23 protein-coding genes and 1 pseudogene are annotated in these 23,641 nt (G+C 59.1%); 15 read left to right on the top strand and 9 right to left on the bottom strand.

Annotated elements, in window-relative coordinates; translation table 11 throughout:
• Positions 1–209: 209 nt before the first annotated feature.
• Positions 210–1,088 carry a queuosine precursor transporter gene (locus ACYZT9_RS09485; RefSeq protein WP_462009552.1) on the bottom strand — a complete coding sequence of 293 codons (879 nt, stop codon included), beginning with the start codon at positions 1,086–1,088 and terminating at the stop codon, positions 210–212.
• Positions 1,078–1,677 carry a helix-turn-helix transcriptional regulator gene (locus tag ACYZT9_RS09490; protein ID WP_462009553.1) on the bottom strand — a complete coding sequence of 200 codons (600 nt, stop codon included), beginning with the start codon at positions 1,675–1,677 and terminating at the stop codon, positions 1,078–1,080. Before ACYZT9_RS09490 ends, ACYZT9_RS09485 begins: the two co-directional genes overlap by 11 nt.
• 450 nt (positions 1,678–2,127) lie before the next feature.
• On the opposite strand from ACYZT9_RS09490, the gene ACYZT9_RS09495 reads away from it, so the two are divergent.
• The 5 genes from ACYZT9_RS09495 (at position 2,128) to ACYZT9_RS09515 (ending at position 7,106) form a co-directional block, all read left to right on the top strand.
• Complete coding sequence (locus tag ACYZT9_RS09495) at positions 2,128–2,487, top strand: DUF6124 family protein (protein WP_462009554.1); 360 nt, start codon at positions 2,128–2,130, stop codon at positions 2,485–2,487.
• 60 nt (positions 2,488–2,547) lie between these two features.
• Positions 2,548–2,802: a hypothetical protein gene (locus tag ACYZT9_RS09500; protein WP_462009555.1), complete on the top strand. Its 255-nt coding sequence runs from the start codon at positions 2,548–2,550 to the stop codon at positions 2,800–2,802.
• Between the two features lie 261 nt (positions 2,803–3,063).
• Positions 3,064–3,564, top strand: a complete 501-nt coding sequence (locus ACYZT9_RS09505) for a sigma-70 family RNA polymerase sigma factor (RefSeq protein WP_462009556.1) — start codon at positions 3,064–3,066, stop codon at positions 3,562–3,564.
• A 40-nt stretch (positions 3,565–3,604) separates the two neighbouring features.
• Positions 3,605–4,588, top strand: a complete 984-nt coding sequence (locus ACYZT9_RS09510; RefSeq protein WP_462009557.1) for a FecR family protein — start codon at positions 3,605–3,607, stop codon at positions 4,586–4,588.
• A gap of 97 nt (positions 4,589–4,685) precedes the next feature.
• Positions 4,686–7,106, top strand: a complete 2,421-nt coding sequence (locus ACYZT9_RS09515; RefSeq protein ID WP_462009558.1) for a TonB-dependent siderophore receptor — start codon at positions 4,686–4,688, stop codon at positions 7,104–7,106.
• 111 nt (positions 7,107–7,217) lie between these two features.
• On the opposite strand, the gene ACYZT9_RS09520 is transcribed toward ACYZT9_RS09515, so the two are convergent.
• Positions 7,218–8,369: an MFS transporter gene (locus ACYZT9_RS09520; protein WP_462009559.1), complete on the bottom strand. Its 1,152-nt coding sequence runs from the start codon at positions 8,367–8,369 to the stop codon at positions 7,218–7,220.
• Between the two features lie 164 nt (positions 8,370–8,533).
• Between ACYZT9_RS09520 and ACYZT9_RS09525 the strand changes: the two genes are divergently transcribed.
• The gene (locus ACYZT9_RS09525; protein WP_462009560.1) at positions 8,534–9,526 is read left to right on the top strand and encodes a diaminopimelate epimerase; all 993 of its coding nucleotides are present in this window, start codon (positions 8,534–8,536) and stop codon (positions 9,524–9,526) included.
• Positions 9,527–9,638: 112 nt separating this feature from the next.
• On the opposite strand, the gene codA is transcribed toward ACYZT9_RS09525, so the two are convergent.
• The 3 genes from codA to ACYZT9_RS09540 form a co-directional block, all read right to left on the bottom strand.
• Positions 9,639–10,886: a cytosine deaminase gene (codA, locus tag ACYZT9_RS09530; protein ID WP_462009561.1), complete on the bottom strand. Its 1,248-nt coding sequence runs from the start codon at positions 10,884–10,886 to the stop codon at positions 9,639–9,641.
• 275 nt (positions 10,887–11,161) lie between these two features.
• Positions 11,162–11,518 carry a 6-carboxytetrahydropterin synthase QueD gene (gene queD / locus ACYZT9_RS09535; RefSeq protein ID WP_008056290.1) on the bottom strand — a complete coding sequence of 119 codons (357 nt, stop codon included), beginning with the start codon at positions 11,516–11,518 and terminating at the stop codon, positions 11,162–11,164.
• Between the two features lie 75 nt (positions 11,519–11,593).
• Complete coding sequence (locus ACYZT9_RS09540) at positions 11,594–12,673, bottom strand: patatin-like phospholipase family protein (RefSeq protein ID WP_462009562.1); 1,080 nt, start codon at positions 12,671–12,673, stop codon at positions 11,594–11,596.
• A 274-nt stretch (positions 12,674–12,947) separates the two neighbouring features.
• On the opposite strand from ACYZT9_RS09540, the gene ACYZT9_RS09545 reads away from it, so the two are divergent.
• From ACYZT9_RS09545 to ACYZT9_RS09560, 4 genes are read left to right on the top strand one after another with little or no spacing between them, the layout of a single operon-like run.
• Complete coding sequence (locus ACYZT9_RS09545; RefSeq protein WP_462009563.1) at positions 12,948–13,256, top strand: PepSY domain-containing protein; 309 nt, start codon at positions 12,948–12,950, stop codon at positions 13,254–13,256.
• Positions 13,256–13,561 (top strand): PepSY domain-containing protein, encoded by a 306-nt coding sequence (locus tag ACYZT9_RS09550; RefSeq protein ID WP_462009564.1) that lies wholly within the window; start codon positions 13,256–13,258, stop codon positions 13,559–13,561. Before ACYZT9_RS09545 ends, ACYZT9_RS09550 begins: the two co-directional genes overlap by 1 nt.
• A gap of 3 nt (positions 13,562–13,564) precedes the next feature.
• Complete coding sequence (locus ACYZT9_RS09555; protein ID WP_462009565.1) at positions 13,565–14,233, top strand: response regulator transcription factor; 669 nt, start codon at positions 13,565–13,567, stop codon at positions 14,231–14,233.
• Positions 14,230–15,543 carry a sensor histidine kinase gene (locus ACYZT9_RS09560; RefSeq protein ID WP_462009566.1) on the top strand — a complete coding sequence of 438 codons (1,314 nt, stop codon included), beginning with the start codon at positions 14,230–14,232 and terminating at the stop codon, positions 15,541–15,543. Before ACYZT9_RS09555 ends, ACYZT9_RS09560 begins: the two co-directional genes overlap by 4 nt.
• Before the next feature lie 131 nt (positions 15,544–15,674).
• On the opposite strand, the gene ACYZT9_RS09565 is transcribed toward ACYZT9_RS09560, so the two are convergent.
• Positions 15,675–16,430 carry a methyl-accepting chemotaxis protein gene (locus tag ACYZT9_RS09565; protein WP_462010188.1) on the bottom strand — a complete coding sequence of 252 codons (756 nt, stop codon included), beginning with the start codon at positions 16,428–16,430 and terminating at the stop codon, positions 15,675–15,677.
• Positions 16,431–16,532: 102 nt separating this feature from the next.
• Positions 16,533–17,822, bottom strand: a pseudogene (locus ACYZT9_RS09570) (methyl-accepting chemotaxis protein); the annotation flags it as partial.
• Between the two features lie 192 nt (positions 17,823–18,014).
• Between ACYZT9_RS09570 and ACYZT9_RS09575 the strand changes: the two are divergent.
• Together ACYZT9_RS09575 and ACYZT9_RS09580 are read left to right on the top strand one after the other, a co-directional pair.
• Positions 18,015–19,331 (top strand): Na+/H+ antiporter family protein, encoded by a 1,317-nt coding sequence (locus ACYZT9_RS09575; protein WP_462010189.1) that lies wholly within the window; start codon positions 18,015–18,017, stop codon positions 19,329–19,331.
• Positions 19,332–19,524: 193 nt separating this feature from the next.
• Positions 19,525–21,207: a methyl-accepting chemotaxis protein gene (locus ACYZT9_RS09580; protein ID WP_462009567.1), complete on the top strand. Its 1,683-nt coding sequence runs from the start codon at positions 19,525–19,527 to the stop codon at positions 21,205–21,207.
• Between the two features lie 62 nt (positions 21,208–21,269).
• Here ACYZT9_RS09580 and ACYZT9_RS09585 read toward each other — a convergent pair whose 3' ends face one another.
• The gene (locus ACYZT9_RS09585; protein WP_462009568.1) at positions 21,270–22,205 is read right to left on the bottom strand and encodes a LysR family transcriptional regulator; all 936 of its coding nucleotides are present in this window, start codon (positions 22,203–22,205) and stop codon (positions 21,270–21,272) included.
• Between the two features lie 164 nt (positions 22,206–22,369).
• On the opposite strand from ACYZT9_RS09585, the gene ACYZT9_RS09590 reads away from it, so the two are divergent.
• The 3 genes from ACYZT9_RS09590 to ACYZT9_RS09600 all read left to right on the top strand — a co-directional run bounded on the left by ACYZT9_RS09590 (position 22,370) and on the right by ACYZT9_RS09600 (position 23,613).
• On the top strand, positions 22,370–22,855 hold the full coding sequence (locus ACYZT9_RS09590) for a DMT family transporter (protein WP_462009569.1): 486 nt from the start codon (positions 22,370–22,372) through the stop codon (positions 22,853–22,855).
• Positions 22,855–23,310 (top strand): DMT family transporter, encoded by a 456-nt coding sequence (locus ACYZT9_RS09595; RefSeq protein WP_462009570.1) that lies wholly within the window; start codon positions 22,855–22,857, stop codon positions 23,308–23,310. The genes ACYZT9_RS09590 and ACYZT9_RS09595 overlap by 1 nt, the downstream gene beginning before the upstream one ends.
• 138 nt (positions 23,311–23,448) lie before the next feature.
• Positions 23,449–23,613 carry a metallothionein gene (locus tag ACYZT9_RS09600; protein WP_462009571.1) on the top strand — a complete coding sequence of 55 codons (165 nt, stop codon included), beginning with the start codon at positions 23,449–23,451 and terminating at the stop codon, positions 23,611–23,613.
• Positions 23,614–23,641 lie beyond the last annotated feature (28 nt).

Raw genomic sequence — 23,641 nt, forward strand, 5'->3', positions numbered from 1 at the left:
GAGAAACCGGTCAAACGAGCGCACGACGGCCGTAGCGCTGGCTGATCGTGGCCGAGCGTACTCGGCGGCTCAGTTCGGCTTGTTCTTCTGGGCTGAGGACAATCTCTTGGGCGTTCACTTGCGTTCCCCCGAGCGCTGGATGACAGAGGAAGTGTAGCCAAGACCACAGAAAAGTTATTTAGAGAACATCACACTACCTCCTGCAGTCTTTATATAGGCTGGCCTCCAGTTATATATTTTTTAAATAGTGATCTTGCTCCGTAGGCAGGCAAAACGTTGAAAACTGCGAAGCACATTTTTATAGCTATTTGAACATAGACGATATGGAGTATGTCGCTATTTTGCATGGTTCCATAAAACGCAATAAAACAAAATAGAAAGCTATCTATTATCACTGCAAAAAAAGTACTGCAGAAAACTCGTAAAAATAGAAATCTGGAATTTGTTAGTTCTTTTATCCTGCACAAAAGATAAGAGTTGACGTATTCAGAGAAAAGGAAAGATATACAGGAGGCTATTAACACAGATGACACATGCGTAATCACCTCGCTGTAGGGTTCGTCGAGTTTCCAACCGGCTAAGCCGGGAAGATAGCTAGTTCCACTTAGTAAGATGATGATAAACGCATTGCTTGCGAAAGCGAACAGTATGGCTCGTCTTGCGAGTCTAAGGCCGTAAGATTCATTTAGTATGTCGACTACTAAAAACGTCAGTGGGTATAGAAAAACGCCAGGAGTCACAACTATGTCAAATAATTCTATGTATACAAGTTTCGTCGCGGCAACATTTGTGAAGATGTAAAGTGCGAAAAGCAGTAGGTTGAGGGCAACGTACGTCATCCACGACCTTTCGTGGCGATCATTCATTTCGTAGGTGGTTAATGCAGTACCACCAGAATAATATTTTCGATAAATGTCCTTGATTTCTACCTTGTTTAGGTTGTCTATTATTTCGCTTCTCAATATTTCGCCTAGCTTTACTTTTACGATTTTTCCTGTAGAGATAACCATGATGACGACAAGGTTTTTGCTTTTTTCAAATCCCAGTAATTTGTATTTGCTGTTTTCGAGTTCATTCCTATTTTCCATTAAACCTTTCCTCTAAAATATCTCCAATAATACAAGTGGTGTCCGAGTTAAAGTAATTGCCGCTGGCTATGGTTAGTCTATTCGTTACTTTGTCGTACCCTAACTTGTCTGCGCTGCCATTTGATAAGCCCCTTTTGACTATCAAAATATCCCCCGCCTCGTTCATTTCACTGATTTCATTCTCGAGAAGCACACCTATCAAATTACAGGCCGTGCCGAAGTAATAGGTCAGCGGATGCGTGATAGCCAACTCACCAATTCTTTTGTCCAGGCTCTGAAGCAGCATACTCTCTCTAATAATTGGCACCGCTGCCGGATTCATGTTTCCGAGTGGGGAGAAGCTACTCTCTATTGTTTCTTTTTCTTCAAAGTCTACCGTTTCTATCTCCTGATAAGACACGCCAAAAAAATCCGATATCTTTCGAATGGTTGATTGTTGTACATGGACAACCTTTCCTTCCAGGATGTTGTAGATGGTTGTTCGGGTCAAGCCGCTGGAGTTGCACAAGGAAAGCCGAGTCTCTCCCCGGCTTTTTATCAGGTACTTGATGTTGTTTTTTAATTTTTCTGTTCTGTCTTTCTTGTGCATTCAATATCTGCCATTTGCTTGTTGTTGCAATAGGTCATGCGTACGGGGATGACTCTCTTTGAGTGCAACATCCTACACACCTGTCACCCGAACAAAAAATGAATTTTTTCAAGCGAGTCGCGCAACGATGAAATGGTTTTTCATTGTGTAATTTGGCGCTGTCACTGTATGTAAGAAGCTACCTACCAAGTCTGACGAATTGTCTTACAGTAATTAGGAAGTGCCAGAAGTTTGTTGGGGTGATGGAGTATTGGCGATTAAGGTCTGGAACTGTTTGAATTTAAAAATGATCGGCCGGTTACGAATCATTTAATTACACAGATGTAAATTTGTTTGATTAATAAAATGGAATTTTCTGGTAATAAATCTACCGGTCCGCCATGTATAACCGTCAACCAATTTTGGTTGGCAAGAGATTGACGCTTTCTCAACCTTGAAAGGAGCTCCGACATGAAAAAAGCCACCCCAATTGCAACCGAACAGTCAGGCCTTCCGGCCCGCGACACCGTCCATTCACCCAAGCCCTCTAAAGTCTCCGAACAACTCGTCAGCGTGCCCCTGCGCAATCACAAACGTCCCGAATCAGCCAGCCATTTCTTCACCGTAGTACCGGATGCCGATACGGAAGCCATGCTCTGTCACGCCTCGGAAACGCTTGCTTCCCTGAGTGTGATGGCCACCGATCTCGCTCGGGAACTGGAGGGGCCGCGTCGCCAAATCATATTGACCATCCAGCAACTGTCCGCAATTGGCGAGCTGTTGGTCAATCGAGCGCTGGATAACCTGGAGCCGCCCCGGGGGGCGTCTTAAGTGCCGTCCAACGGCCAACGTTGAGTAGTTGTGTTCTTTTCCCAATGGAGGTTTTTCGTCATGGATCGATACATGCCTGTTACCGGCATCGACTGCAGCGTCCCGTCATTGCTGATCGACACTGAAGCGCCACTGGACGTGTTACATGAAACCGCGGCCTACCGCATTCGTACCGCAACGCAACTGCTGGAAAGTTTTGCGTGTGGCGAAGGTGTCCACAGTGAGCTGGCGAGAGTGTTGGTGACTTCACTGCGCGATGGCTGTGATTTGCTGGATGTTGTGGGGCGACGATTACAGGGGCAGGTTTCAGCGTAGAAAGACGGGCGCTCGCTCGATGTGAATCAGTCAAAGATGGGTGATTGATCTGGCGCCTTCGCGAGCAAGCCCGCTCCCACAGGGATCTTCAGTCAATGCAAGGTTTGTGATCGCTCGGGATCATGTGGGAGCGGGCTTGCTCGCGAAGTCGGCCTCAGAGACGACGGAGCATCGTAGAAAAACGGGCGCCTCTCAGCGCCCCATTGCTTCCGGTTAATAGGAAGCATTACTATTCACGCCCCGTCCTCACAGCACACCGCAATGACCCCCAAGCTGCCCCGCAGACACGGCTTTTTCGAGCATTACGAAGAGTTGGTAGGCACCTGGACCCGTCGCCTGAGAAATCGTCAGCAGGCCGAGGATCTGGCCCACGACACCTTCGTGCGGGTGCTTGAGTCCGATTCGGCGGCGGTGGAACAACCCCGGGCGTATTTGCACCAGACCGCGCGCAATATCGCGGTGGATGGCTATCGGCGTGAGGATCGGCGGGGCGCCATGGAGTCGGAGGCGATCGATGACAGTGTGTCGTCGTCCAACGACCCGGAGCATTTCATGCGGGCGATCCAGTTGGCTGATTCCATCGAACGGGCGCTCACCGAGCTGCCGGTCAATTGTCGCCAAGTGTTCGTCTGGCAGAAGATCGAGGGCCTGACCCAGGCGGAAATCGCCGAACGCCTAGGACTGTCCAAGAACACGGTGGAAAAGTATATGATCCGCACCCTGCGGCATCTGCGCGACCGCCTCGACGGATTGCAATCATGATCCGCCGCGCCTTCTCATCGCCAGCCAAACAGGAACTTCCATGATGGATACTCGTGATTGCGCGTGCGGGCAAACAGCGGTTCGCGATGAGGCGGCGCGGTGGTTTGTGCGTTTGCAGGAGCCGGCCGTCGACATTGAGGAGCATCGACGCTTCGAGCTGTGGCTGAACGAGCATCCTCAGCATCGCGACGAATTTCAATTGCTTCAGGGCTTGTGGACGGCGGCGGATCTTGTGCCCGCCGCGCGTCTGCAAGCTTTGTGTGAAACCCCGCCGACCCGCAGCAAACGTCGTCCGCTGATGCGTTATGCGGTGGCGGCCAGTGTATTGGCGGTGGCACTTGGCTTGGGTCTGTTCAGCGGTTTGAATCAACCAACGTCCTACAGCGCTGAATATTCGACAGCATTGGGCGAGCGGCGCCATGTGGCGTTGCCGGACGGTTCGGTGATCGACCTGAACAGCCGCAGCCTCCTTCAGGTGCGGTATGAAAAGGGCCAGCGAACCATCGAGCTGACGGAAGGCGAGGCGATGTTCAGCGTCGCGCATGACAGCGATCGGCCATTCGTGGTCCAGGCGGGCAGTGGCAAGGTCACGGTCACTGGCACCCGCTTCGATGTGCGTCGCGGCGTCAGCGAAACCCGAGTCGTGGTGGAGCAGGGCTCGGTCAAGGTTCAGGGGCGCGGTGCGCCCGACAACGAATTCATCAGTCTCACCGCCGGCCTCGGTGCGCGCATCAACGCCCAAGGCACTGTCGCGGCGGCGTATGCCGTTAACCCGGCGGAGCTGACCGCCTGGCGCAGTGGCAAACTGGTGTTCAACAATGCCAGCCTTGCCGAAGTGGCCGAGGAAGTGTCGCGCTATCGGGACAAACCTCTCACCGTCGGCAACGACAAAGTCGGCAGTATGCGCCTGACCAGCGTGTTCAAATCCGACAATACCGACGCGCTGCTTAAAGCCTTGCCGAACATCCTGCCAGTGGCCGTGCGCACCCTCGATGACGGCAGTCAGGAAATAATTTCAAAATAGATTCAGGTTTTTTTCGAGTTCATCGTCTTCTAGTCCAACTGCAACTGGTTTGCATTAACAGGCGCACACTCTTGCGATCCACGGGACTACGTTCGACGTGAAAAATACCACCGTTAAAAACAACCGCCCTTGGTTGCCGCTGGCCCTTGCGCTGGCGGTCAACGTTGCGCTGCCTCAGGCCTTTGCTGCCGATGCGATCCACATCCCGGCGCAACCCCTGGGCCAGGCTCTGAGTGAACTGGGCCAGCAAACTTCGCTGCAGGTGTTCTTCAGCCCTGAGCTGGTGGCCGGCAAACAAGCACCTGCGGTTGAGGGCAATCTCTCGCCGGAACAGGCCCTGCGTCAGTTGCTGCAAGGCAGCGGTCTTGAGTATCAGATCGATGAAGGTTCAGTGACCCTGACCCCCACGCCGTCTTCCGCTGCCAACGGCCCGCTGGAATTGGGCGTGACCGACATCAAAGTGGTCGGCGACTGGCTCGGTGACGCCGATGCCGCCGTGGTGCAAAACCACCCTGGCGCCCGGACGGTAATTCGCCGCGAAGTCATGGTCGAGCAGGGAGCGATGAACGTCGGTGACGTGTTAAAGCGCGTGCCCGGCGTGCAAGTGCAGGAAGCCAATGGCACCGGCGGTAGCGACATTTCCTTGAACGTTGGGGTGCGCGGCCTGACTTCGCGCCTGTCGCCACGCTCCACCGTGCTGATCGACGGCGTGCCGGCCGCGTTCGCCCCGTACGGCCAGCCGCAACTGTCCATGGCGCCGATTTCCTCGGGCAACCTCGACAGCATCGACGTGGTTCGCGGTGCCGGCTCCGTGCGCTACGGGCCGCAGAACGTCGGCGGTGTAATCAACTTCGTGACCCGCGCGATCCCGGAAAAAGCCTCCGCGGAAATCGGCACCACCCTGGAAACATCACAGCACGGCGGCTGGAAACACGTCGATACCGCGTTTGTCGGCGGCACGGCGGACAACGGCATCGGCGTGGCGCTGTTGTACTCGGGCGTGAACGGCAACGGTTACCGTGAACGCAACAACGGCAACGACATCGACGACGTGATTCTCAAGACCCATTGGGCTCCGACCGATGTCGACGATTTCAGCTTCAACCTGCATTACTACGACGCCAGCGCCGACATGCCGGGCGGCCTGACCCAGGCGCAATACGACGCCAATCCGTTCCAGTCCGATCGCAACAATGACAACTTCAGCGGCCGTCGCAAGGACGTGTCGTTCAAATGGATTCGGCAGATCGATGACCGCACCCAGGCCGAAGTGCTGACGTACTACTCCGACAGCTTCCGTGGCAGCAACATCGCCGCCCGCGACCAGAAGACGCTCGGCTCGTTCCCGCGCACTTATTACACCTTCGGCATCGAACCGCGCGTATCCCACGTGTTCGACGTCGGCCCGACCACCCAGGAAGTCAGCGTCGGTTATCGCTATCTCAAGGAAGGTATGCACGAAGAGGCCAGCCGTCTGGCGCTGGTCAACAACGAGCCGGTCGTGACCAAGACCTCGGATGGTCATGTGTATCAGGACCGCACCGGCGGCACTGAAGCCAACTCGGTGTACGTCGATAACAAAATCGACGTCGGCAACTGGACCATCACCCCCGGCATCCGTTTCGAACACATCAGTACCGACTGGCACGATCGCCCCGTGCTCGACACCGCTGGCAAGCGTGTGCCAGAGAAGAACCGCAGCATCGAAAGCAACGAGCCGCTGCCGGCCTTGAGCGTGATGTATCACATCTCCGATGCCTGGAAGCTGTTCGCCAACTACGAAACCTCGTTCGGCAGCCTGCAGTATTTCCAGCTCGGCCAGGGGGGGACGGGTGACAACACCGCCAATGGTCTTGAGCCGGAGAAGGCCAAGACCTATGAGGTCGGCACGCGCTACAACGATGATGTGTGGGGCGGCGAAGTGACGCTGTTCTACATCGACTTCGATAAAGAGTTGCAGTACATCAGCAACGACGCGGGCTGGACCAACCTCGGCGCGACCACGCACCGGGGCATCGAGGCTTCGGTTCACTACGACATGGCGGCATTGGATTCACGGCTAGACGGTCTCACCGCCAACGCCGGGATCACCTACACGCGTGCCGTTTATGAAGGCGAGATTCCCGGCTTCCAGGGCCGCGACCTGCCGTTCTACTCGCGTCAGGTAGCGACCGCCGGCCTGCGTTACGACATCGACCGCTGGACCTACAACCTCGATGCGTTTGCCCAGTCCAGACAGCGCTCACCGGGCGTTGCGGTCAATGCCGACGGCAGCTTCACCAACAACTACATCACCGAAGGCACCGCCGACGGCCAGTACGGCGACATTCCGGGTTACGTCACCTGGAACGTGCGGGGCGGTTATGACTTTGGCGCGCAATTGTCGAACCTGAAAGTCGGTGCCGGCGTGAAAAACATCTTCGACAAGCAGTACTTCACCCGCTCCAGCGACAACAACTCGGGCATGTACGTCGGTGCGCCACGTACGTTCTTCGTGCAGGCCAGTGTCGGGTTCTGATAGACCGCGTTGACTTCATCGCGAGCAAGCTCGCTCCCACAGGATCGCAGTCGTACACAAATTTTGTGTCCACTGAAGATCAATGTGGGAGCGAGCTTCCTCGCGATGCTTTTAGACTTTCAACACCTTCCCGCCGATAGCGACGGCCACCAGCAACACCGCCATCAACCCGAAGGCAAAACTCAAACTGCTGCCGTGGGCGATAAATCCGATCAGCGCGGGCCCTGCCAGAATCCCCGCATAACCCAGCGTTGTAATGGCTGGCACTGCAACGCTTTCCGGCATCACCGTTTGTTTGCCCACGGCGGTGTACAGCACTGGCACGATGTTCGAACAGCCAGCCCCCAGCAGCGCATAGCCCACCAGTGCCAGCTCCCAGCTCGGTGCGAATGTGGCCAGAAACAATCCGCCGGCGGCCGTCAGCCCACCGAACACGACCACCCGTGTCGCGCCGAGGCGGCGCACGATCGCGTCTCCGGTCAAGCGTCCAACGGTCATGGTCAGCGCAAACGCGGCATAACCCAGTCCCGCATACGCCGTGTCGATCCCGCGTTCCTGCGCCAGGAATACCGCACTCCAGTCGAGCGCCGCGCCTTCGGCAAGAAACACGATGAAGCACATCCCGCCGATGAACAGCACGATGCCGTGGGGAACGGCGAAAGCCGGCCCCGAACTTTCACTGCCATATGGCAACAAGTGCGGTGCGGCTTTGCACAGTGCGATCAGCAGCAGCACGACGACCACCAGCATTGCTCCCAGCGGTGAAACGCCGAAGCCGAGCAAGGCACTGACGCCCGCCGCGCCGACAATCCCGCCCAGGCTGAACAGCCCGTGGAATCCCGACATCATGGTCTTGCCGCTGGCCCGTTCGACAATCACCGCTTGCAGGTTCACCGTCGAATCCACCGTGCCCAGGCCCGCGCCGAACATGAACAATGCCGCGATCAGCGCGGGTATCGACGACACCGTCGCCAACAGCGGCAGGGCGAGGCAGATCAGCAACGTCCCGCCGCTCAGCACTCGCCGGCAGCCGAAACGCGCGGCCAAAATCCCGGCCATCGGCATCGCCAGAATCGAGCCCACCCCCAGACACAACAAGAGCAAACCGAGGGTCCCTTCATCCAGCCCGGCCCGCGCCTTGGCGTAAGGCACCAGCGGCGCCCACGCGGCAATGCCAAACCCGGCGATGAAAAAAGCCACGCGCGTGGACATCTGTTCCAGCCGTCCGGGCACGAAAGTGGTCTGGGTGTTGAGGTTGGTCATATCGATCCTTGGCAAAAAACGTTGCGTCCCCAAGGGACAGTGACTCACCCATGAGGTTCGATCAGCGTCCGCACGATTTCGCGTTCAGGCAGGGTGTCATCCTTGCACAGCCAGTCGCGGTTTCGCGATATGTTGTCGCCTTCGATGTTTGTACAGGAGGCGTCATGACGCCGTTCTACGATGCTCGAGGCAACCTCTACGCGGTGGTGGCGCCTGACGCGGTGCGTCGCGGAGGGATCGATTTACCTGAGCAGGCCAGTCTGGCGGCGCAAACCCGCTCGGCCTGGGCGTTGTCGGCCATCGAGGCATTCTGCGCCTGGGCGCCGGGCACGCAACCGCCCGGCAGCAAGGACCATCGCTGCGATGGTCTGCTGGTGGGGCCGTTTCAATCAGCGCCACCGTTCGATCTGTTGATCGTCAACACCGACGGCACGTTGGCTGAGCGCAGTGGCAACGGGCTGACGATTTTTTCCCGGGCGCTCAGTGACCAAGGGCTTTTTCCGGAAAACGAGGCGTGTGTGCTCAGGGTTCATCACGACAAGGACGATACACTTTCACCCGGTGAAACATCAGTGAGCAGCGCGCAAGTCGAAGGCGTGCAGGGCTTTTGGCTGGATCTGGGCAAACCGGTGTTCGGGCCGGAGGCGGTCAGTGCTCAAGGGGTGTCTGGGGTAGTATTCAAAGGTCGTGAGCTCAGCCACGTTCAACCGCTGTCGTCACTGGATCCGGCCTGGTTCCGCAGTCAGTTCGTGCGGGTCGGCAATCCGCACTGCGTAACCCTTGTCGACGATGCACAGGCATTGCCGACGAATGAGCAAATGCGCGAAGCGAGGTTGTCCGAAGGGCTGACGAAAATTGCCTACGCCATGCCGACCGGAGCAGGACGACCGTGTCCGGCGGGTATTAATTTGCAGTGGGCGATGCATGAGTCGCAAGGGCGAATTGTTGCGCGAGTGTTTGAGCGAGGGGAAGGGCCTACGGCGTCGTCCGGCACCAGTGCGAGCGCGGTGGCGTGCGCGGCGTGGCGGGCAGGTTGGGCGGCGGCGGGTGACGTGAGCGTGGTGATGCCGGGTGGTACGGCGCCGATTTTGTTGGAAGAAGAGCACGGCGAATTGAGTCGGGTCAGCCTGTTTGGTACGGCTCGGTTGATGCGGTGAATTCAACGACGCCATCGCGAGCAGGCTCGCTCCCACTTTGGATCTGTGTCGTCCACAAATTCCCTGTGGGAGCGAGCTTGCTCGCGATGAGGCCAGTCATGTGAAACAACATTCAGCCCTGATCGCCGAAAAACTCCACCACCGGCATCTGGCGCTTCATCAATACCTGGCCACCGCGCACCGAATACAGCGGCAACCCCTGACTGCGAATCACCTCGTAATCACTGTCCGCCGAAAGAATCAGCAAGTTCGCCGGCCGCCCGCGCTCAAGTCCATAACGGTCACCCAGCGCCATCGCCTTGGCGCTGTTGTCGGTCACTAGATCCAGCGCGCTTTGCAGGTTGCGATACCCGAGCATGTGACAGATGTGCAGGCCGGCTTCGAGCACCCGAAGGATGTTGCCGTTGCCCAGCGGATACCACGGGTCGACGATCGAATCCTGGCCGAAACACACGTTCATGCCGGCTTCGAGCAACTCATTTACCCGGGTCACGCCACGGCGTTTCGGGAAGTTGTCAAAGCGCCCTTGCAGGTGAATGCTTTCGGTCGGGCAGGAGACAAAACTGATCCCCGAATGCCCGAGCAGGCGAAACAGTTTGGCGCAGTAAGCGTTGTCGTAAGAACCCATGGCCGTGGTGTGGCTGGCCGTGACCCGCGAACCCATATCGCGGCTACGGGCTTCCTCTGCCAGCACTTCGAGGAAGCGCGAATGCGGGTCGTCGGTTTCATCGCAATGCACGTCCACCAGACAACCGGTGCGTTCGGCGAGGTCCATGAGGAACTTCACCGAACTCACGCCCTGATCGCGGGTGTATTCGAAATGCGGAATCCCGCCGACCACGTCCGCGCCCATGCGAATCGCTTCTTCCATCAACTCGCGACCGTTGCGATATGACTCGATGCCTTCCTGGGGAAATGCGACGATTTGCATGTCGATCAAGTGCCGGCTTTCCTCGCGCACTTCGAGCATCGCCTTCAGCGCGGTGAGCTGCGGGTCGGTCACGTCGACGTGGGTGCGCACGTGCTGGATGCCGTGGGCGGCGAGGGTCTGGATGGTCTTCTTCGCCCGGTTTTTGGTGTCTTCCTGGGTGATGGTCACCTTGCGCTCGCCCCAGCATTCGATGCCTTCAAACAGCGTGCCGCTCATGTTCCAGCGCGGCTCGCCGGCGGTCAGTGTCGCGTCGAGGTGGATGTGCGGCTCGACGAAGGGTGGCACCACCAGATTGCCTCCGGCGTCCAGATCATCAGGGCCCAGGGTAGGCGCTTCGGTCTGACGAGCGATGTTGCTGATCAGGCCGTTTTCCAGGTGCAACTCATGCAGGCCTTCTTGGTTGCGCAGGCGGGCGTTGATGATGTGCATCAGGCGAATCCTTTTAGAGATCTTGTCATGGTGCGTTGGCGCTTCGCGTCAGTACACCCTACGTTAGCGCAACAGTAGGTGCGAAAGCAGCCTGACTGACAGAACACCATGTTGGATTGGGTGAAAGTGCGAGCCCGGAATCGGCCATTCAGTAATGGTTGCGTCCTCCTGGCGGATGCAAGCCAAAAAGCATAGGCATAAAAAAACAGCCAATGAAGGCTGTTTAATTAATCAACTGACGAAACGCATACCCCTGTGAGAGCGGGGCTGTCTGGTTATTCGCCGCGATAGATGCAACCGCTGGTGCACGTCTCGTGGATGCGGATCGCGCTGAGCTCCGGCAACAACGGCTTAAGTTCAGCCCAGATAAACTTCGCCAACACTTCACTGGTCGGATTCTCCAACCCCGGAATGTCATTCAAGTAGTTGTGATCCAGCCGCTCATACAACGGCTTGAAGATCGCCTTGATCTCCGAGAAGTCACGAATCCAGCCGGTATGCGGATCCAGATCGCCACTCAGATGAATCGCCACTTTGAACGAGTGACCATGCAGGCGGCCACACTTGTGGCCGTCCGGGACGTGGGGCAGGCGGTGGGCGGATTCGAAGGTAAACTCTTTGAAAATTTCCACAGGTGTTTTCAGCTCTGTCAGGTGGCGATCGCCGCGGCGATGTGGGCAGGCGGCGAGTTTAACAGTTTGTCCTGACTAAAGGGTCAGCAAGCGTTCGCCAAGTCGACCGTTGGCGGCCAGCTCGAGAAATTCATCCCCGAGCCTGCGGCTTTCATCCATCGTCGTGCGCCAGTATTTCTGGCGGCTCGGCGCATCGCCCATGAACCGCTTGAAATCATTTCGGTCCGGCAGTTTGCCGTAGGGCAGGCGCGCCAGGTATTCCTTCGACGGTGCCAGCAACAGGACATCCTGCAAGCGGGCAGGGCAGGCGCGGCGCCACGGCAGGGTCTTGTCGAACCAGCCGGGAATGACCCGGTCGGTAAAGTGCGGATACAGCACGATGTCATCGCCGCTGTAGGGCAGGTCGAGGTGATAGTCCAGCAGACCGCCGTCGCGGAACGTTCCGGCGCCAGCGCCCGGCAGGTCGCGCACGCCTTCCATCACCATCGGAATCGAACCCGAGGCGAGCAAGGCCTGGCGCAGGTTGCCGGCATTCAGCGCGACGAAACGCGAGGGGAAATCGTTCAAGGCATTGAGCGGCGGCGCCAGGCGCGGGTCGTGGATGATCAGCCGCTCGAAATGCCGCGACAGCCGCGCGCGACCGCGCAGGTTGTCGGCGATGACCGACGACAGGCCCAACCCGAGACGGCCGCGATGGTCGTCCGCGAGCAGACCGTGGCTTTTGACCACCATGATGTTCAGTCGGTAATGGGCGTTTTCCAGAATCGAGGCGTCGCGGCCGTCGAGCAGGTCATTGAGCATGCGCCGGGAGCTTTGGCTGATCTGCGCCATGGTCACGCCCTTAGCGAAGTTCTGCTCGGTGTACAGGTGACCGAGGCGGCGCAGGCCTTCGGCTGCATCTGGCAGACAAGCACTGGCAAAGCGCCAGGAGCCGACCGATGCGCCGATCAGCGAACGTTCACGCGGCGCGGCGGGCAACCATTCGCCGAACAGCGCGAGGTCCAGACCTTGAATTCCCAACGCCTTGGGCCCGCCAGCGGCGCCCGGTAGCGTGCCGACATCAGCGGCGTTCAAACCGTTTTCACGGATCCGCGCCAAAGCACGAGGGCCGGCCTTGAGGGTCAGGGAAGGGAATTTGATGTGGATAGCGGTCATACCGGTCTCGATGTCTGGCAAGCGGGGGATTATAGACAGGTCAGGCAACGCCACAAATCCACGGTGGGAGCGAGCTTGCTCGCGATGGCGGACTGACATTCAGCATTGATGTCGACTGACACGAAGCCATCGCGAGCAAGCTCGCTCCCACAGGTTTTGTGCAAGTCTGCGATGTCGAGGTGCCACTCCTGATGATGGCAATTCAGTTTCAATTAAGTTCGAATCGCTAAGGTGGCCCCCGCACGCAACACCTGAAAAAATACGGAGACACCCCATGACAACCCTGCCTGCCTTGGTTACCGCGTCGATCATCGCCATGACCGCCAGCATCGCCCATGCCCGCGACCTGGGCCCCGACGAAGCCCTGCGCCTGCGCGAGGCTGGTACCATTGTGTCTTTCGAGAAGCTCAACGCCACGGCATTGGCCAAACACCCAGGCTCGACGGTCACCGAAACCGAGCTCGAGGAGGAGTACGGCAAGTACATCTATCAGGTGGAGCTGCGCGACCCACAAGGCATTGAGTGGGACCTGGAATTGGACGCTGTCAGCGGGCAGGTTCTCAAGGATCATCAGGATACGTAATGAAGGTGTTTTCGTTTTCACGCACGGCGCTGGTGCTTCTGGCGTTTTGCTCGGTGGTCATGGCGCGCGACCTGGATCAGGACGAAGCCCTACGCCTGCGCCAGCAAGGTGTGACGCTGCCGCTCGAGCAACTGTTGAAGCAGGCAATGGATCGCTATCCCGGGTCGAAGCTTCTGGAAGCAGAGCTCGAAGAGAAACACGACGCCTACATTTATGAAGTCGAGTTGCTGACCGCCGATGGCGTGGTCCGTGAGCTGGACGTCGATGCCACCACTGGCCAGTTACTGAAAGACAAGGAAGATTGACCCATGCGTTTGCTCCTGGTGGAAGATCACGTGCCCCTGGCCGACGAACTGATGGCCGGCCTCACCCGCCAGGGCTACGCCGTGGACTGGCTGGCCGACGGCCGTGACGCGGTCTATCAGGGCAGCAGCGAACCCTATGACCTGATCATCCTCGATCTGGGTTTGCCAGGTTTGCCGGGGCTCGACGTGCTGGCGCAGTGGCGCGCAGGCGGGCTGGCCACGCCGGTGCTGATCCTGACGGCACGCGGCTCCTGGGCCGAACGGATCGAAGGCCTCAAGGCCGGCGCCGATGATTACCTGAGTAAACCTTTCCATCCTGAAGAACTGCACTTGCGCATCCAGGCGCTGTTGCGACGCTCCCATGGCCAGGTCAATCAACCGACGCTTCAGTCGGCGGGATTGCATTTGGACGAGGGCCGCCAGTGCGTCACCCGCGATGGCGCCGACATTCAGCTCACCGCCGCAGAATTCCGCCTGCTGCGTTATTTCATGTTGCACCCCGAGCAGATTCTCTCCAAAAGCCACCTCGCCGAACACCTCTACGATGGCGAAACCGAACGTGATTCCAACGTGCTGGAAGTTCACGTCAATCACCTGCGACGCAAACTCGGGCGCAGCGTGATCGAAACCCGTCGCGGCCAGGGTTATCTGTTTGGCGGTCAAGCGCAGTGAGGTCGATCCAGCGCCGTTTGAGCCTGGGGCTGATCAGCGTGATGGTGGTCGTCGGTCTGGTGCTGGCGCAAACCAGCCTGTGGCTGTTCGAAGTGGGTTTGCAGCGCTACCTCGAAGCGGGGTTGCGCAACGACAGCGAAGACCTGCTGGTGGCGCTGGTGCGCGGGCCGCAGGGTTTGCAGCTGGATGAGCGACACCTGTCGCCGGCCTACCAACGACCGTTTTCCGGACATTACTTCCGCATCGATTTTGCCGACAGTCATTGGCGCTCGCGTTCGTTGTGGGATCAGGAATTGCCGCGCCTCGAACATCCCGGCCTGCACAGCAACCTGCAACTGGGGCCGGAAGGCCAGCAATTGCTGGTCTTGCGTTCGGACTATCGCCGACTCGGCCAATCGATTTCCATCAGCGTCGCCCAGGACTACACCCCGGTGCGCGACAGTTTCAAGCGCATGCAGCAAGTGGGTCTGGGGTTGGGGTTGGCGGGGCTGTTGCTGATTCTGCTGTTGCAGCGGATCACCGTGCGCCGCGCCTTGCGCCCACTGGAAAGGGCTCGCGAGCAGATCGCCCAGTTGCAGCAGGGCCAACGTTCGCAACTGGATGATCAGGTGCCGCTGGAGCTTGAACCGCTAGTGGCTCAGATCAACCATTTGCTGGCGCACACTGAAGACAGCCTCAAGCGTTCGCGCAATGCGTTGGGCAACCTCGGGCATGCCTTGAAAACTCCACTGGCCGTTTTGTTGAGCGTGGCGTCCAGTGAAAAACTCGAAGCCCATCCCGAGTTGCGCAAGCTCCTCAAGGCGCAACTGGAACAGGTTCAGCAGCGACTCAACCGCGAGCTCAATCGCGCCCGGCTGTCCGGCGATGCGCTGCCGGGGGCGCTGTTTGATTGCGATGCGCAACTGCCGGGATTGCTCGCCACGTTGAACATGATTCACGGTGAACATCTGGCGCTCAACTATCGCGCGCCGGCCGGGTTGCAGTTGCCTTGGGATCGTGAAGATTTGCTGGAGCTGCTGGGCAATCTGCTGGACAACGCCTGTAAGTGGGCGGATGCCGAGGTGCGGTTGAGCGTGGTCGAGACAGCTGAAGGATTTCAGCTAAGCGTGGAAGATGATGGGCCGGGGATTCCCGAGGATCAGCGTGATCAGGTGATCAACCGAGGCACGCGGCTGGATGAGCAGACGGATGGGCATGGGTTGGGGCTGGGGATTGTGCGCGACATCGTCGACACGTGGGGCGGGGAATTGCGGCTGGAAGAGAGCGAGTGGGGCGGGTTGAAGGTGCTTATCGAACTCCCCAAACGCTAACACCGATCTGAGGCACGCTGATTACCTTGTGGGAGCGAGCTTGCTCGCGATAGCGACAGAACATTCACCATCTAATGTCGACTGTCAGGCCGCTATCGCGAGCAAGCTCGCTCCCACATTGGTCCGCGTAATCAGACGCGGAATTGATCCATCAACCCCTGCTGCTGATTCGCCAGACTATTGAGCGACTGGCTCACCCGCGCCGACTCATTGGCCTGCCCGGACAGCGACTCGGTCACGTCCCTAATGGTCGCCACGTTATTATTGATTTCTTCCGCTACCGCACTTTGTTCTTCCGCCGCGCTGGCAATCTGCAGGTTCATGTCGCTGATCACCGTCACCGCGTCGCCAATCTGGCGCAATGCGGTGACGGCCTGGCTGACCTGCTCGACGCTACCCTGGGCCTGACGATGGCTGTTGTTCATCGAACCCACCACATCCTGGGTGCCGCTCTGCAACTGCTCGATCACCAGGCGGGTTTCTTCGACAGACTCCTGCGTACGCCGCGCGAGGTTGCGCACTTCGTCGGCCACCACGGCGAAACCACGGCCGGCTTCACCGGCACGGGCCGCTTCGATGGCGGCATTGAGGGCCAGCAGGTTGGTTTGCTCGGCGATGGCGCGAATCACTTCCAGCACCGAACCGATTTTCTCGCTGTTCGCCGCCAGGCCCTCGACCTGCACCATGGCCGCACTCATGTCGGCGGCGAGGTTGTCGATGCTGGCGGTGGTCTGGTCGATCACCGTCAATCCGCGGCGAGTCGCCTGATCCGCATCCTTTGCAGCCTGTGCCGCTTGCGCGGCGCTGCGGGCAACGTCCTGGGCAGTGGCGCTCATTTCGTGGGAGGCGGTGGCCACCTGATCGACCTGGCGGTATTGCTGCTCCATGCCCGCGCTGGTCTGCGTGGCGATGGCGGAGGACTGATCCGCCGTGCTGCGGGCGTCCTGCACCGAGCGTTTCACTTCGGCGATGATCGGTTGCAGCTTGTCGAGGAAACGGTTGAACCAGCCAGCCAACTGGCCCAATTCATCCTTTTTGTCGTAAGCCAGACGCCGGGTCAGGTCGCCTTCACCGCTGGCGATGTCTTCGAGCATCTGCGCCACGCCGAGGATCGGTCTGGTCACGCTGCGTGCCATCAGCCACACCAGCAACAGGCCGATCAACGCCGCCAGCACACCGAGGCCGAGTTCAACCAACGTGCCGGCGGTGTTGCTGTCATCTAGTTGTTTCTTCAGCGCTTCAGCCGGGCCGATCAGGACTTTTTCCGGTACGTCGAGCAGCACGCCCCACGGCTTTCCATCTGGAATCGGCTGGAACGGCGACAACACTTTCAACTGCTGATGGCTGTGCAGGCTGGCGGTTTTGCTGCTGGCGGCGAGCATGCGGATCAGCTCCGCGCCGCTGGTGTTGTCGACGGCGTCCAGGCGCTGACTGAGTTTGCTGGCGTCCGGGCTGTGGCCGGCAAGCAAACCGGCCGGGCTGATGATGCTGACGCTGGTCTGGCCGTCATAGAGCTTTTTGCTCGCGCCCTGACTGATTGCTTGCAGGCTGTTCAGGTTGATGTCCACCGATAGCGAAGCGATGACTTTGCCGTTGACCATCAGCGGGAACACGATGCTGGTCATCAGCACGTTTTGGCCGTCGATCACATAGAAGTAGGGTTCGATCACGCAGGGCTTGAGCGAAGTGCGCGGGCAGGTGAACCAGGCATTGGCAGGTTCGCCACTGGGGCCGGCGCGGGTGTCGGCCAAGTCAGTTTCGGGCAGCGCCATGGACGTCAACTCGCCCGGCGTCGCCTGCGACCAGTAGAGCGCGAAACGGCCCTTATCGTTACTGCCCAGCTCCGCCTGGCCGGCGAACAGGTCGTCCTTGCCGTCCAGCGCATTGGGTTCGAACACCAGGGACAGGCCGAGCAACTCCGGGTTGGCTTGCAGCGCGGATTTGACCTGACGGGTCAGGTCTTCGCGCAGGTCGAAGGCATCGAGAAAGCGCTTTTCGGCCTGGTCACGCAGGAATAAGACCTGACGCGAAAAGCCGTGGCCATATTGATAGGCGTCCATGAACTGCTGGCGAATGTTCAGAGCCTGATTTTCGCCTTGAGATTCGATCCGGGCCTGAGCGGCTTCCGTGAGCATCTCCATGCTCGACGCTTTCACCAGCTCGGAGCTGTGCTCCATGCGGTACAGCGAAAGACCTACCAGCAAGGTCACGATACCCGCCAGGCACAGCCCGGCCAGCAGGGTGATTTTCCATTGAATGGAAAGTTGTCTGAGCGACATGGAGACGTCCTTATTCGATAAATATCTTAGACTTTGCACTATAACGGCGCACGAACGACTTTCTTGAGGCTTGCAGCCTGCGCGCGCTTGCTTCAAAGTGCGCGCCCTCTAATAAAACCCATTCCTTGATCCGCTGGCGGCTCTTCGCAGACTGCCGGCCGGGCTCATTTCGCTTGCCTTGAGGTAACGATGATTAATGCTGTAATTGCCGCGGTCGGCGTCATGCTGGTGCTCAGCCTGTCCCGCGTGCACGTTGTGATCGCGCTGATTATCGGCGCGCTGGTGGGTGGCCTGACCGGTGGTCTGGGCATCGACGCCACCCTGAAAGCGTTCAACAGCGGCCTCGGCGACGGGGCGACGGTGGCGTTGTCTTATGCTTTGCTCGGCGCCTTCGCGGTGGCGATTGCCAAGTCCGGACTGGCCCATGCGCTGGCGGACAAGGCCCTGGCCATGGTCGATCGCCAGCACGCCAGCGGTGGTGGCTCGGTCAAGTGGCTGTTAATCGGTTTGCTGGGAGGAGTGGCCATCGCTTCCCAGAATATTCTACCGATACATATCGCGTTTATTCCGCTGCTGGTGCCGCCATTGTTGTATGTGCTGACCAAGCTGCAACTGGACCGGCGCCTGATTGCCTGCGTCATGACCTTCGGTCTGATCACGCCGTACATGTTCCTGCCGGTGGGTTTTGGCAATATCTTCCTGAATGAAATTCTGCTGGCCAACGTGGCCCGCAGCGGCGTTGATATCAGCGGTATCAACGTCACCCATGCCATGGGCATTCCGGCGTTGGGCATGGTGGTGGGTCTGGCGGCAGCCTTTGTCAGTTACCGCAAGAAGCGCGTCTATGACCTGGCAAAGATCGAGCAGGTCGAGCAGGTCGCGGTGCAGTACAACCCGCTGAGCCTGATGGTCGCGGGTGTGGCCATCGCGGCGGCGTTCATTATCCAGCTGCTGCTGGACTCGATGATCATCGGCGCACTGGTGGGGTTTCTGATCTTCTCGGTGTCGGGCATCGTGAAGTGGCGCGACACCGACGATCTGTTCACCGAAGGCATGAAGATGATGGCGATGATCGGCTTCATCATGATCGCTGCCTCGGGGTTTGCCGAGGTGATAAAAGCCACCGGCCAGGTGCAAACCCTGGTTGAAGCGTCGGCGTCGTGGATCGGTCACAGCAAAGCCATCGGCGCGTTGTTGATGTTGCTGGTCGGTCTGCTGGTGACCATGGGCATCGGCTCGTCGTTTTCCACCGTTCCGATTCTGGCAGCGATTTTCGTACCGTTGTGTGTGCAGCTGGGTTTCAGCCCGATCGCCATCGTGTGCATCGTCGGCACTGCCGGTGCGTTGGGCGACGCCGGTTCGCCGGCCTCGGACTCGACGCTGGGCCCGACCTCCGGCCTGAACATCGACGGCCAGCATCACCATATCTGGGACACCGTGGTTCCGACATTCCTGCATTACAACCTGCCGTTGCTGGCGTTCGGCTGGGTGGCCGCGATGGTGCTCTAAACACGGCCCCCCTGTGGGAGCGAGCTTGCTCGCGATAGCGGTCTGTCAGTCACATCAATTCTGAATTTACCGCCGTCATCGCGAGCAAGCTCGCTCCCACAGGGTCTCAGTGTGAAGCTGGCTCAACTTTTGGTTTCGCGTGCCGTTAAAACCTTTAACCACGCCAATAAAATAAAAAAAGAGTGAACCTGTCATGCGCATGAGCCTGAAGGCTAAAGTCCTGTCCCTTGCCGTCCTCCCGGTGCTGCTCTTTGCGCTGGTCATAAGCCTGACCACGGTGTTCGTACTGCAGGAACAAGCCCGCAAGGAAGTCGAGGACACCCGTCAGCGCCTGCTCAGCGATGCCAAGGCCACCCTGCAAAGTTATGTGGCCGTGGCCATGACGGCGATCAAACCGCTCTACGATGCAGCTGCCCCGGGTGATAACGCAGCGCGAGCGCAGGCGATCAAATTGCTGTCGAGCATCAGCTACGGCAAGGATGGCTACTTCTTCGGCTACGACTCCAACACCGTGCGCCTGTTCAAGGCCAGCAGCCCCGAAGGCGTGGGCCAGAGTTTTAAGGACAACCGTGATCCGAACGGCGTCTACGTCAACCGAGATTTGGTGAAAGTCGCCAAGGACGGCACTCATTACCTGCACTACAGCTCGACATTGCCCGGCAACACTCAGGTGCTGGTGCCGAAACTCGGCTACACCGAATACCTGCCGAAGTGGGACATGGCCGTCGGCACCTCGGTCAACCTCGACGGTATCGAGGCGCAAGTGGCGGTGGTCGAGGCCAAGGTTCAGGAGCGCATGGAAGGCGTGTTGCTGAGCATCATCGGCATCGCCGTGGTGGTGCTGTTGCTGATCGCCGTCGCCGGCATGCTGCTGGCCAACACCATCCTGCGTCCGCTGAACCTGATGAAAGCCAACCTCGATGACATCGCGGCGGGCGAGGGCGACCTGACGCGGCGCCTGACCATCACCAGCCAGGACGAGCTCGGCCAGCTCGCGGGTTCGTTCAACCGTTTTGTCGACAAGATCCACGGTCTGGTGCGTCAGATCACTGAAATGACGTCGCAGCTGACCGGGCTGGTGAATCAGGTGTCCGATCAGGCCCAGCGCTCTGATCAAGCAATGGAGCGTCAGCGTCACGAGACCGATCAGGTCGCCACGGCGATCAACCAGATGTCGGCTGCCGCGCAAGAAGTGGCCAAAAGTGCGCAAAACGCCGCCGTCGCCGCTCAGCAAACTGACGAAGAAGGCCAGGCCGCCAAGCGTGTGGTGGCGGGCAGCATCGTGAAGATTCATGCGTTGGTGGACGATATTCGCAGCAGCGGCGTGTCCCTCGACAGCCTGCAAAAGGACGTGTCATCGATTGTCAGCGTGCTCGGGGTGATTCGTTCGATTGCCGAGCAGACCAACCTGTTGGCGCTCAACGCTGCGATCGAAGCGGCCCGTGCCGGGGAGGCCGGTCGCGGTTTTGCGGTGGTGGCCGACGAGGTGCGGGCGCTGGCGAGTCGCACGCAAATCAGCACCCAGGAAATTCAGGGCATGATCGATCGCTTGCAGGCCGGCACTCAATCAGCGGTGGAAGCGATGCGCCGTTCCAGCGAGGCCGGCGACGGCACCTCGGCCCAAGCCAATGAAGCGGGTGCCTCGCTCGACACCATGGCCCAGCTGATCGGCACCATCAATTCGATGAACGCGCAGATCGCCAGTGCCGCCGAAGAGCAGACCGCCGTGGCCGAAGAAATCAACCGCAGCGTGCACCAGATCGCGGTGGCCGTGGACAACGTGGCCGACGAAACCCAACTCGGCGCCCAGACGTCCCGCAGCCTGGCGGATCTTGGTCGGCGTTTGGGCAGTTTGGTCGGACAGTTCAGGATCTAGCTAGCGCCATCTAACCTGTGGGAGCGGGCAAGCCCGCTCCCACAGGGTTTGTGGCGCTCGATCTATGGTCTGTCCCAATACGGCACTGGCCCAAAACATTCGACAAAAAAATCAATCACCGTCCGCACTTTCACCGACAACCGTCGACTCCCGGGCCAGAGCACGGCGATTTGTTGCGGCTCAAGGCTGTTGGACACTTGATAGTCCCCCAGCACCGGCACCAGCTTGCCGTTGCGCACCGCTTCGCCAATCAGCCATGACGGAAACATCACCAGCCCCAGGCCTTGTTCGGCGGCTTGGGTGAGCGTGTCGGCGTGGTTACCGGTGATCGGTCCTTTCACCGGGTAGGGCGTCCAGTCCTGCTGATCCTTTCGAAAAAACCAGCGCTGCTGGCCGGTCACGCCTTTGTACGCCAGGCATTGATGCGCCGCCAGGTCTGCCGGATTTTGCGGGGTGCCATGACGTGCGAGGTAGGCGGGGCTCGCCGCGACCTGGAAGCGATGGGGCGCCAGAATCCGCGCCTGCATGCTCGAGTCGTGCAGCGGGCCGATGCGAAACAGCAGGTCGGCGCCTTCCTGCAGCGGATCGATGTAGCTGTCGGTCTGTTGGATGTCCAGTTGCAGTTTCGGATAACGCTCGCACAACCGCCCGAGCCATGGCGTCAGGTGCCGTTGCCCAAACACCACCGGGGCGTTGATCCGCACCAGCCCGCTGGGTTCGCTTCGCTGTTCCTGCAACGCTTGCTCGGCTTCTTCCAGTTGCACCAGCACCAATCGCGCATGGTGGCCGAGCATTCGCCCGGCCTCGGTTGGCGTGACGGCGCGGGTGTGGCGGTAAAGCAGTTGCTGGCTCAGGGCCTGTTCCATCAACTGGATCTGCCGGGAAATCGAGGAGGGCGCCAGGCCCTCGCGGCGGGCGACTTCGGAAAAGCTGCCATGATCGAGTACCGCGACAAACAGCCGAAGCGCCTTGAATCCCAATTCGTTGAGGCCGTGCATGTCGAATCCTGCTGTGCGAGTTGCGCAAAAGTGTTGTCAGGATGCTCCCATTTATCGCAAAGGATCGCCAGCCAATAATGCTCGCCACCACCATCCCCTGTAGGAGCAATCTCGTGCTCCTACAGGGGGCGTGTTTTTCATTTGATAACGGGTAGGTTTTCCTTATGCAATCTTCTTCAATCGACGTCGCTGCAACGCCGGCGGTCCACCCGGGGTTTCGGCTGCTGCTCTTGCCACTGGTCATCCTCGCCGGCATGGGGCTTTCCGTGGAGGCCGGCCTGCTAGGCCCGCTCGGCGTCCAGGTCGGGCACCTGTGGGCGACTTTGAGCATCTTCGGCGTTGGCTCGGCGATTCTGTTCCTGCTGCTGTTGTTCAGCGGCCCGCAACAGGGCCCGGCCTTGAATACGCTGCCGCGCTGGCAGTTGATCGGCGGTTTTCTCGGGCCGATGTACGTGGTGGTGCTGACCCTGGCCACGCCGCACATCGGCATTGCGATGACGATGATCGCGATCCTGTCCGGGCAAGTTGGTAAAAGCGTGTTGATCGACCACTTCGGCTGGTTCGGCGCCACGCGCAAAAAGGTCAACGGTGAACGTTGGCTGGCCTTGCTGCTGATTGTCGCGGCACTTGTTCTGATCGCCCGGGGTTGATGATGAATCTGATTATTTTATTGGCAGTGGTCGTGGCCGCCGGTGCGGTGTTGAGTGTCCAGGCGGCGATCAACGGACGTCTGGGCGAAACGGTCGGTGTGCTGCGCAGCAGTTTGCTGACGTTCGTGGTGGGCGCGGTGAGCACCGGGTTGTTGATCCTGTTTTTCGAACCGGCCCATGCCGTGAGTCTTCTGGATGTGCCGAAATGGCAGCTCAGCGGCGCGTTGTTCGGCGTGGTGTACATGATGGTCATGGTAGGGGCGGTGCCGCGCGTCGGCACGGCGGTCGCGACGGTCGCGGTGATCGTCGGGCAACTGGGCATGGGGATGCTGATCGATAACTTCGGCTGGCTGGGCAACCCGGCGATCGAGTTGTCGGGCAGTCGGGTACTGGCGATGGTGTTGCTCGGGTTGGCGCTGGTGTTCATGTATCGCAGCAATACGCGGCAGACCTGACCGCCGTTGATTTCCTGTAGGAGCAAAGCTTGCTCGCGAAGAACGCGAACTTCTGATTCGCGAGCAAGCTTTGCTCCTACACTGGTGAGACGGGTCCGGCAACGGACCCCGACAACCACCACCCATGGAGTCAGACTCATGATCGACAGTGAAAGTACCTGCGACTGCCCGAAATGCTCGTGCAAACTGGGCCAGCATCCTATCGCACGCCACGGCAAGCACTACTGCTGCGAAGCCTGCGCCAAACACCATGAACACGGTGAGGAATGCGCGAGCAAAAGTTGCAAGTGCGCCCAACGCTGACTGTGATGACTGTAGGAGCGAGCTTGCT

It is taken from the genome of Pseudomonas sp. ZT5P21 (genome assembly GCF_054897785.1).

Bases quoted from the DNA above. Each gene is read 5' to 3' on its own strand.
- ACYZT9_RS09485 (WP_462009552.1), bottom strand. From the start codon at position 1,088: ATGGAAAATAGGAATGAACTCGAAAACAGCAAATACAAATTACTGGGA.
- ACYZT9_RS09490 (WP_462009553.1), bottom strand. From the start codon at position 1,677: ATGCACAAGAAAGACAGAACAGAAAAATTAAAAAACAACATCAAGTAC.
- ACYZT9_RS09495 (WP_462009554.1), top strand. From the start codon at position 2,128: ATGAAAAAAGCCACCCCAATTGCAACCGAACAGTCAGGCCTTCCGGCC.
- ACYZT9_RS09500 (WP_462009555.1), top strand. From the start codon at position 2,548: ATGGATCGATACATGCCTGTTACCGGCATCGACTGCAGCGTCCCGTCA.
- ACYZT9_RS09505 (WP_462009556.1), top strand. From the start codon at position 3,064: ATGACCCCCAAGCTGCCCCGCAGACACGGCTTTTTCGAGCATTACGAA.
- ACYZT9_RS09510 (WP_462009557.1), top strand. From the start codon at position 3,605: ATGATGGATACTCGTGATTGCGCGTGCGGGCAAACAGCGGTTCGCGAT.
- ACYZT9_RS09520 (WP_462009559.1), bottom strand. From the start codon at position 8,369: ATGACCAACCTCAACACCCAGACCACTTTCGTGCCCGGACGGCTGGAA.
- ACYZT9_RS09525 (WP_462009560.1), top strand. From the start codon at position 8,534: ATGACGCCGTTCTACGATGCTCGAGGCAACCTCTACGCGGTGGTGGCG.
- codA (WP_462009561.1), bottom strand. From the start codon at position 10,886: ATGCACATCATCAACGCCCGCCTGCGCAACCAAGAAGGCCTGCATGAG.
- ACYZT9_RS09540 (WP_462009562.1), bottom strand. From the start codon at position 12,673: ATGACCGCTATCCACATCAAATTCCCTTCCCTGACCCTCAAGGCCGGC.
- ACYZT9_RS09545 (WP_462009563.1), top strand. From the start codon at position 12,948: ATGACAACCCTGCCTGCCTTGGTTACCGCGTCGATCATCGCCATGACC.
- ACYZT9_RS09550 (WP_462009564.1), top strand. From the start codon at position 13,256: ATGAAGGTGTTTTCGTTTTCACGCACGGCGCTGGTGCTTCTGGCGTTT.
- ACYZT9_RS09555 (WP_462009565.1), top strand. From the start codon at position 13,565: ATGCGTTTGCTCCTGGTGGAAGATCACGTGCCCCTGGCCGACGAACTG.
- ACYZT9_RS09565 (WP_462010188.1), bottom strand. From the start codon at position 16,430: ATGGAGCAGCAATACCGCCAGGTCGATCAGGTGGCCACCGCCTCCCAC.
- ACYZT9_RS09580 (WP_462009567.1), top strand. From the start codon at position 19,525: ATGCGCATGAGCCTGAAGGCTAAAGTCCTGTCCCTTGCCGTCCTCCCG.
- ACYZT9_RS09585 (WP_462009568.1), bottom strand. From the start codon at position 22,205: ATGCACGGCCTCAACGAATTGGGATTCAAGGCGCTTCGGCTGTTTGTC.
- ACYZT9_RS09590 (WP_462009569.1), top strand. From the start codon at position 22,370: ATGCAATCTTCTTCAATCGACGTCGCTGCAACGCCGGCGGTCCACCCG.
- ACYZT9_RS09595 (WP_462009570.1), top strand. From the start codon at position 22,855: ATGATGAATCTGATTATTTTATTGGCAGTGGTCGTGGCCGCCGGTGCG.
- ACYZT9_RS09600 (WP_462009571.1), top strand. From the start codon at position 23,449: ATGATCGACAGTGAAAGTACCTGCGACTGCCCGAAATGCTCGTGCAAA.